Genomic DNA, 2,147 nt, shown 5'->3' with positions numbered 1-2,147 from the left:
GAACACCAAGACCTCCCCTTCGAACGCCTCGTCGAAGACCTCGCACCCACCCGCTCACTCGCCCGCCACCCCCTCTTCCAAATCATGCTCGTCCTGCAGAACACCGCGCAGGCCGCCCTCGACCTCCCCGGCCTCACCGCCACCCCCCTGCCCGCTGGAGAGGGCACCGCCAAGTTCGACCTCGACCTGAACCTGAACGAGGCCTTCGACGAGCACGGCGCCCCCGCCGGCCTGACCGGCATCCTCAACTACGCCACCGACCTGTTCGACCCCGCCACCGCCCGGACGATCGCCGACCGCCTCAATCGGGTGCTGCACGCCGTTGCCGCCGACCCCGGGCGGCCGGTGCACACGATCGAGGTCCTCGACGCGGCCGAGCGCGAGCGCATCCTGATCACCTGGAACGACCGCACCGCCGAGGGCCCGGACGCCACGATGCCGGAGCTGTTCCAGGCGCAGGCCGCCCGCACACCCGACACGATCGCCCTCGTCCAGCCGGATGACGGCCCGGCCGTCGAGGTGAGCTACGCCGATCTGAACGCCCGGGCCAACCGCCTGGCGCGCCTGCTGACCGCGCGCGGCATCGGCCCCGAGACGGTCGTTGCCGTCGCCATGGGGCGCTCCGCCGGCCTCGTCGTCGCGCTGCTCGCCGTCCTCAAGTCGGGCGCCGCCTACCTGCCGATCGACCCCGCCTACCCTGCCGACCGGATCGCCTACCTGCTCCGGGACGGCTCCCCCGCGCTCGTCCTCACCGACCTGGCCGCCCAGGCCACCAGCCTGACCGCCCCGGCGGGCAGCCGCCCGGTCCTGGTGCTCGACGTGCCCGAGACGCAGTCCGCGCTGGCCGGCCTGGACCCGACCGACCTGACCGACGCCGAGCGCACCACCCCGCTGCTGCCCGAACACCCCGCCTACGTCATCCACACCTCCGGTTCCACCGGCCGGCCCAAGGGCGTCACCGTCACCCACCGCAACGTCGCTCGGCTGTTCGCCGCCACCCGGCCCGACTTCCGCTTCGGCGCCGAGGACGTCTGGACCTGGTTCCACTCCTTTGCGTTCGACTTCTCGGTCTGGGAGCTGTGGGGCGCGCTGCTGCACGGTGGTCGCCTGGTCGTCGTGCCCTTCGACGTCTCACGCTCACCGGACCGCTTCCTCGGCCTACTCGCCCGGCACCGGGTGACCGTCCTCAGCCAGACCCCGTCCGCCTTCTACCAGCTCGTCCAGGCGGAGGCGGCCACTGCGGCTACCGGCAGCGGACTCGCGCTGCGCGTGGTGGTGTTCGGCGGCGAGGCACTCGATCCCGGGCGGCTGGCCGCCTGGTACGAGCGGCACCCGCAGGACGCGCCGCTGCTGGTGAACATGTACGGAATCACCGAGACCACCGTGCACGTCACCTACGCCGAGCTCGCCGCCTCGCAGGCCGACCGGCCCGAGTTCGCCAGCCCGGTCGGACGCGGCCTGCCGAACCTGCGCGTCTACCTGCTGGACGCGGCACTGCGCCCCGTGCCGCCCGGCGTCACCGGCGAACTGTACGTCGCGGGTGCCCAGCTGGCGCGTGGCTACCTCGGCCGACCGGGCCTGACCGCGGAGCGCTTCGTGGCCTGCCCGTTCGGCGAGGCCGGCGAGCGCATGTACCGCAGCGGCGACCTCGCACGCTGGACCGCGGACGGCGAACTCCAGTACCTGGGCCGGGCCGACCACCAGGTCAAGATCCGCGGCTTCCGGATCGAACTCGGCGAGGTGGAAGCCGCGTTGGCGGCACATCCGGATGTGGCCCAAGCCGCGGTGATCGTCCGCGAGGACGCACCCGGCGATCGGAGACTGACCGGCTACCTGGTCCCGGCCCACCGCGATACCGAGGTCGCGCCGACCGAGCTGACCACCGCACTGCGACAGCACCTAGCCGGCATGCTGCCCGACTACATGGTGCCCGCCGCCGTCGTGGTGCTGGATGGGCTCCCGCTGACCGCGAACGGCAAGCTGGACCGCCGCGCCCTGCCCGCCCCCGACTACACCACCACGGCCGTCAGCCGCACCGCGGCTTCAGCCCGCGAGGAGGTGCTGGCCGCGCTGTTCGCGGAGGTGCTCGGGCTGGCGCAGGTCGGCGTGGACGACTCGTTCTTCGACCTCGGCGGACACTCCCTGCT

The 2,147-nt window shown here is 72.9% G+C and carries 1 protein-coding gene; it reads left to right on the top strand.

Features of this window, described 5'->3' with window-relative positions; all coding sequences use genetic code 11:
* Nucleotides 1-2,147, top strand: a 2,147-nt coding sequence (locus ACWC9T_RS41615; protein WP_449826219.1) for a non-ribosomal peptide synthetase, incomplete at both ends; no start/stop codon positions are given.

This window comes from Kitasatospora sp. NPDC001159 (assembly GCF_053598235.1).
The sequence above is the reverse complement of the archived record's forward strand: the minus strand, read 5'-3'. Positions and strand labels throughout refer to the sequence as shown.